Genomic DNA, 6,000 nt, shown 5'->3' with positions numbered 1-6,000 from the left:
AGAACGGCAACACCGAACTCGAGGGCCTGCGCAAGGCGAACGCCGAGCACCCGATCGAGGTCACCGGCAAGAAGCTGCGCGACCTGATGAGCTGGCTCGACCGGCCGATCACCGAAACCGCCTGAGCACATGCCTCGGTTCCGCCGGACACCCAGTTCATCGACACCGTCTCATCGAGCCGGTCACGAGTCCGAGTTGTGTCATCTGCCGATCGATAGAGACAGGTAGCGCATGTGAATATGAAAGGGAAATCGTGGTGACTTCTGCGCACGGTAGTGCCGGAAACCCGTCCAATTCGGACGAAGAATGGTTCGCCGACAAGAATATGACCGTCGAGGATCGCATGGGATACGCGGCGTGCGACGATACCCGTCCCGAGCACAGTCTGAGCCCGTACTCGCTTCGGCGCGAGGGTATTCCACGGGGAAGTGTCACCCAGCACACGCATCGAAGCGAGGTGTCGTATCCGGGGGTCGAGCGGGACTACACGCTGTACGTTCCCAGTCAGTACGATGGATCCGTTCCATTGGCGCTCATTGTGTTCCTGGATGCGTACGAGTACCTCGCCGCGGACTTCGGTGCCATCGCAGCGCTGGACAATCTGAACGCCGAGGGTCTGATTCCCCTCACTGCCGCCCTGTTCATCGATGCAGGCAAGACCGGGCCCGGATATCCCATCTTCGGCGGTTCCGATAACCGGAGCATCGAGTTCGATTCGATCGACGACACCTGGGTTCAGTTCTTGGTGGACGAGTACTTCCCCACGGCGATAGGGCATCTCAACGTGTCTTCCGAGGCCGCCGATCGCGTCATCGTCGGATACAGCTCCGGTGGGAACGCGGCGTTCACTGCGGCGTGGCATCGGCCGGACGTGTTCAGAAATGTGATCTCTCACTGCGGGTCGTTCGTCGACATCCGTGGTGGACACAATCACATTCCGGAGGTTCGCCGGTCCCCGCGTAAGCCGATTCGCATTTGGATGCAGACCGGTCGACGAGATGCCCGAGTCGTGTTCGGAGATCTGGTCGCGGCGAACCGCGAGATGGCTGCCGCGCTCGAGTGGAGTTACTACGACTACAAGTTCGTCTTCGGTGAAGGCGGACACACATTGCGTCACGGCGGCTTCGAGTTCCCTCGAACGCTCCGATGGTTGTGGCGGGATCATCGAGCCACGGCACGGACCTACTAAATCAGCTGAGATACTGGAGATTTAGGTGAACACAACTACCACCGCATCGGGGTCCGGTAATACGATCTCGTCGACGGCCGAAGACTCCACCACCCTGAAGGGCTCCCTCGGCACGTTCGGCCTGTTCTTCAGCATCATGTCGTTCAATGCTCCGCTCGTTGTCGTCATGGGCGTCATTCCGATCATGGTTGCGACCGGGAACGGAATCGGAACACCGTTCGTATTCGTCGTAGGAGGGGCCATCGTGGCCTGCTTCGCGACCACCTTCCTGCGGATGTCCGCCGTCCTTCAGCGGCCTGGCGCCTTCTACGCGTACGTGAGCGCCGGACTGGGAAGGAAGATGGGACTGGGTGCCGGATTCACGATGCTCCTGGCGTACTTCACGTGCGCGACCGGGTATCTCCCGTTCGCCGGCTCGTCTGTGGGCTCCCTCGTGTCCGGCACATTCAATGGGCCCAGTCTCCCGTGGTATGTGTGGGCGTTCCTCATCTGGGCGCTGGTAGGCATTCTGGGCTACCTGCGTATCGATGTATCGGCGAAGGTCATGGCCGTCATTCTGAGCCTGGAGATCGCCGTCGTCGTCGTGTACGACATCGTCGTTTTCGCTCGCGGCGGTGCCGATGGCCTCAGCGCCGCACCGTTTTCGCCGGCGCACTGGTTCGACGGTTCGTTCGCCAACGGGCTGCTCTTTGCGTGTGCAATGTTCGGCGGTTACGAGATGACCGTGCTGTTCCGCGATGAAGTGAAGCGGCCGGAGCGAACAATTCCTCGCGCGGCGTTCGGCCTCATCGCCTTCGCCATGGTCCTGTACGCAGGCACGACGTGGCTCTTTGTCAACGCACTCGGTGTCGACGACGCCGTCGCGATATCGACCGCAGAGGGTACCGCCGCGTTCGATGCGACAATTCTCGCGTTCGGCGGACGGCTTCTGCTCGACGTCGCCACTGTTCTGCTCGTGACGAGTTCGTTGGCCGTCATCATCTGCGCACACAACGTGGCGGCGCGGTATCTGTTCAATCTGGGCGCGGACGGAGTTGTGTCCCGCTCTATCGCCGCGGTGCACCCTCGATTCGGTTCGCCGTATCGCGCATCCATTGTGGTGAGCGCCGCGGTGTTGATCGCCAACCTGATCGCAGTCATCGCTGGGGTCGACGCGATGGTGTTCTACGGCGCGCTGCTGGGGATCGCGGCACTGACAGGTATCTCCGTGCAGTTCCTCACCTCGATCGCGATACCGGTGTACCTGACCCGACACGACAAGTGGAGAGGCCACGTCTTCGCCTCGTTCGTGGCGCCGTTCGTGGCGCTGATCGGATTCGGATGGTCCGTGGTGATATCGATTAATGACTTCTCCATACACACCGGCGGCGTGACATGGTTGTCCGGCTTGCTCATCGCGATCGTATACGGAACCTTCATCAGCGGATTCCTCGTCGCGATGCGGCTCGAGCGCACCAAGCCGAACATCTATCAACGGATCGGCCGCCAATGAGCACAGACCGTACCTACTGAGCCCAGTCAGAGACGGGAGCCGGCGCTCACGGCGCGTGCCTCAACGCCGGCTTCCCACATTTAGTCCGCGCCGGCTCGAGCACGCGCTGTGAGCCGGAACAGAAAGAGAGATCGATGAGCGGCACGAACCTGCCTCTGAAGACCTCCGATGGCGTGACCATCCGGTACGACGACGAGGGTGAAGGTCGTCCCGTGGTGTTTGCGTCCGGCTTCGCAGATCAGGGGTCGAGCTGGGTTTTCCAGCGTGACGCCTTGGTGGAGGCCGGCTACCGCGTCATCCGATTCGACCACCGCATGCACGGCCGGTCCGACACCCCCGCCCACGGGCAGAGGATGAGCCGTCTCGGCCTCGACCTCGGCGAACTGATCACCACCCTCGACCTCCGCGACGTGGTCCTTGTCGGTCACTCGATGGGCGTATCGGTCAGCCTGGCGTACTTCTCGACCGCCGTCGACGCATGGGACCGGGTCACCGCCTTCGTCGCGATTGATCAGTCCCCGAAGATCGTCAACGAAGGGGACTGGCAGTGGGGCGTTCGCGGCATCACCGGCGAAAACCTCTACGACGCCGCGGACTTCCGATTCGACTGGTCGAATGCGGACCTTGAACCCGCCGTCCCGGATCATGTGAAGCCCCTCCGACCCTCGGGTGAGGATTGGTGGGAGCAGTTCCCGGTGGCAAGGGCCCGTCCTCTGCTGATCGACCATTTCGTCGCCGACTGGCGCGACGTCCTGCCCCGCATCCCCGTCCCCACCTGGATCGTCACGGGCCGACACTCGCCGTACTACGAACTCGACGGCATGCGCTGGTTCGCCGACACCGTTCCACACGGCAGCCTCGTGGTCTTCGAACACAGTGGACACGAACCCCATCTGAACGAGTACAAGGCATTCAACGCCCAGCTGCTCGACTTCATCGGGCAGCACTGACAGCGGCCACCGATCGAGGGGAACAGCATGAAGGGCACCACGCTCCAGGAACACGCAAGGTCGCGGGCCGACGAGCTTCCGGGCACAAGTCTCGAGCATCCGTTCGGACCGGAATGGGAGGTGTACATGGTCCGGGGCAAGGTGTTCATGCTGCTGACCGCGGTCACCGGTGAGCCGATCGTGATCCTCAAAGCTGCCCCGGCCGACGGCGAGGCGTTGCGCAGCGCCCACGCGGACATCACGCCCGGCTACCACATGAACAAGCGGCACTGGATCACGTTGTCGCCGGGTGAATCGATCGACAAGGCCCTGGTAAACGAATTGGTAACCGAGTCGTACTTACTTGTGGTGGAGAATCTTCCCCGCACCGAACGACCGGTCGACCCGGCGACCTTCGGTCAAAGTCATGCAGGTGAGATCGGCAGGTGACCGGATGCAACAGGGGACGACTTCTGCTGCCGACGGCCCTCGAGGTTCGCTCTGCGCGAGCAACATTTGCTGGGCCGCCGTCCATAGCACCCGCATCCGAGACAAGGAAATCATGTCTGAGAACACAACTACCGACCGCGGCGTCTCGGCGTTGCACGAGACTGCGCGGTGGTACGACTACATCGTACTGTCGTCGCCAAGGATTCCCCCCACAGTCGTAGTACCTACTGTCGATGTCACCGGGTCCGAGACCGGAAACGGCGAAGGAGAAGAAACAACGATGACATCCGATGTACTCGCTCTGAGGGGTGGATGGTGGATCTGCCGCCGGACCACGCTGGGCAGTCGTCATGACCACGTGGGGGTTGGCGCTTGATCGGCTACGTCCTGCTCGTTGGAGCCATCGTTTGCGAGATTGTCGCGACGATGGCGCTGAAGGTGTCCGATGGCTTCAGCAAGCTGCCGCCCTCGATCCTCGTGGTGATCGGGTACGTGTGCAGCTTCACTTTGCTCGGTTTGGCACTCAACCGCGGCTTGCCGATCAGCGTCGGCTACGCCATCTGGGCTGCCGCAGGCACCACGATCGTCGCGATCCTGGGCGTCGTACTCTTCCGAGAAACATTGTCCGGTATGGCGATAGCCGGCATCGCGCTCATCATCGTCGGGGTCGGCCTATTGAATCTCGGAAACAGCGGACACGGCGGATCGTCTGATACCACCCTGGATGATCAAAGCGCACACGACGTCGTAGAGAGCTGAAGTCGACGCGTAGTACGAAGGCCGGCTATGACCGGCCAAAGTCTCGGTGCGGCCACGTTCTCGCACTGCCGGGTTCCGCTGTTGCGACCAGGCCGGCCAACTCAAGGCCAACGGTGGCGGCTCCGGTCTGCTGTCGGCGTACGCGTGCAACAGCCTGGCCAACGCCACACATCGAGCGCCGCCGGTGACCTGCCCCCCAGGCGACCGACCCGCATCCCGCCACACGCATGAAGGCCCCGCGCCAGATACTCGGTGCGGGACCTTCATGTCGGTGGAAACTACCTGGTGAACACGGGAGACTGCGTCTTGACAATTGCGGTCACACCTTCCTCGATGGCCAGGTGCAATGGAACACCCGCAGCCCTTGCGGGGAGGATGCAGTCAGAAGGAACGGTTGACCGCTGCCTTCGCCATCATCGCTGGGCAGCGTCGTTCCAAGCTCGAACAGGTCTCCAACGGGAACGACGCCGGAGACGAGTGCCCGCTCTGCGAGCTGGCGTGTCGGGTTGTCGCGCACGGCACTACAGCATCCTGCTCTGAGTGTGCCACCGTCTGAACTGCACCGGATCGGTCTTACGTCATCGTGTGGCGTTCACGAGTGCGATGTAGTCGGCCACTGTCATTCCAGGCTCTGCGCCCAGGTCCGTAGCCAACTCGTTCGCGGTGGAGATGATCCCGTTCTCGTAGACATCCTGGGCGTCACCGATTCTGGCGGTGTTGTGGGAGACCGCCACAGCAGGAAGTCCGCCGTTACTCAAGATGCCGAATGACGCCACTCCGGCCTGGTCTTTACCGACCCCCGCGTCATTGAAGACTGCGCCACGCAGGGGAACGCTGAGCGCGTACCGGGGAACGTTCTGTGAGCCGTGTGATCCAGCGACCACAATCTTGTTCGTATCGTCGGGAAGGATCTCACTGATGGAATCAAGCAGAAGTACGGGAACTCCCGAACTGTTGACCTCATAGCGCATTTCGAATCCTCTTCCTTGTCAGATCGATGTTCGGGACTGGTTGCCGGTGGAACGCAGGTCACCTTGTGCGGGCGGCTTCGGATGCGAAAGTGCCCGTTTGGGGAGGAGTGCAACGGAAATTTGCTCGGCCCCGGTGCCGCGTTGCTTATGCAGTGAAGCCGGAGCGGAGCGAGGCTGGCCTAGCTGTGTCCAGGTCTGGGGACTGCACGC

Annotated in this window: 6 protein-coding genes and 1 pseudogene; 6 read left to right on the top strand and 1 reads right to left on the bottom strand. The window is 61.9% G+C overall.

Going from position 1 to position 6,000, the window contains the following annotated elements:
• The 6 genes and pseudogenes from ACFTWF_RS12360 to ACFTWF_RS12335 all read left to right on the top strand — a co-directional run.
• Positions 1-125 (top strand): annotated as a pseudogene (locus ACFTWF_RS12360) (ketol-acid reductoisomerase); the annotation flags it as partial.
• Between the two features lie 131 nt (positions 126-256).
• Entirely contained in the window at positions 257-1,189 is a 933-nt protein-coding gene (locus ACFTWF_RS12355) for an alpha/beta hydrolase (RefSeq protein WP_378461487.1), read from the top strand.
• 25 nt (positions 1,190-1,214) lie between these two features.
• Positions 1,215-2,681, top strand: coding sequence for an APC family permease (locus tag ACFTWF_RS12350; RefSeq protein WP_378461486.1), 1,467 nt, complete (start codon positions 1,215-1,217; stop codon positions 2,679-2,681).
• A gap of 134 nt (positions 2,682-2,815) precedes the next feature.
• Positions 2,816-3,631: an alpha/beta fold hydrolase gene (locus tag ACFTWF_RS12345; protein ID WP_378461485.1), complete on the top strand. Its 816-nt coding sequence runs from the start codon at positions 2,816-2,818 to the stop codon at positions 3,629-3,631.
• Between the two features lie 27 nt (positions 3,632-3,658).
• Entirely contained in the window at positions 3,659-4,060 is a 402-nt protein-coding gene (locus tag ACFTWF_RS12340; RefSeq protein ID WP_378461484.1) for an MmcQ/YjbR family DNA-binding protein, read from the top strand.
• A gap of 372 nt (positions 4,061-4,432) precedes the next feature.
• Positions 4,433-4,819 (top strand): DMT family transporter, encoded by a 387-nt coding sequence (locus ACFTWF_RS12335; protein WP_378461483.1) that lies wholly within the window; start codon positions 4,433-4,435, stop codon positions 4,817-4,819.
• Between the two features lie 578 nt (positions 4,820-5,397).
• Here ACFTWF_RS12335 and ACFTWF_RS12330 read toward each other — a convergent pair.
• On the bottom strand, positions 5,398-5,790 hold the full coding sequence (locus tag ACFTWF_RS12330) for a hypothetical protein (protein ID WP_378461482.1): 393 nt from the start codon (positions 5,788-5,790) through the stop codon (positions 5,398-5,400).
• Between the last annotated feature and the right edge of the window lie 210 nt (positions 5,791-6,000).

Origin of the sequence: Rhodococcus sp. NPDC056960 (genome assembly GCF_042674125.1) — a bacterium.
Lineage (GTDB): Bacteria > Actinomycetota > Actinomycetes > Mycobacteriales > Mycobacteriaceae > Rhodococcus_F.
Note: the sequence above shows the minus strand (reverse complement) of the source record. Positions and strands in the feature narration are given on the sequence as shown.

Bases quoted from the DNA above. Each gene is read 5' to 3' on its own strand.
- ACFTWF_RS12345 (WP_378461485.1), top strand. From the start codon at position 2,816: ATGAGCGGCACGAACCTGCCTCTGAAGACCTCCGATGGCGTGACCATC.
- ACFTWF_RS12340 (WP_378461484.1), top strand. From the start codon at position 3,659: ATGAAGGGCACCACGCTCCAGGAACACGCAAGGTCGCGGGCCGACGAG.
- ACFTWF_RS12330 (WP_378461482.1), bottom strand. From the start codon at position 5,790: ATGCGCTATGAGGTCAACAGTTCGGGAGTTCCCGTACTTCTGCTTGAT.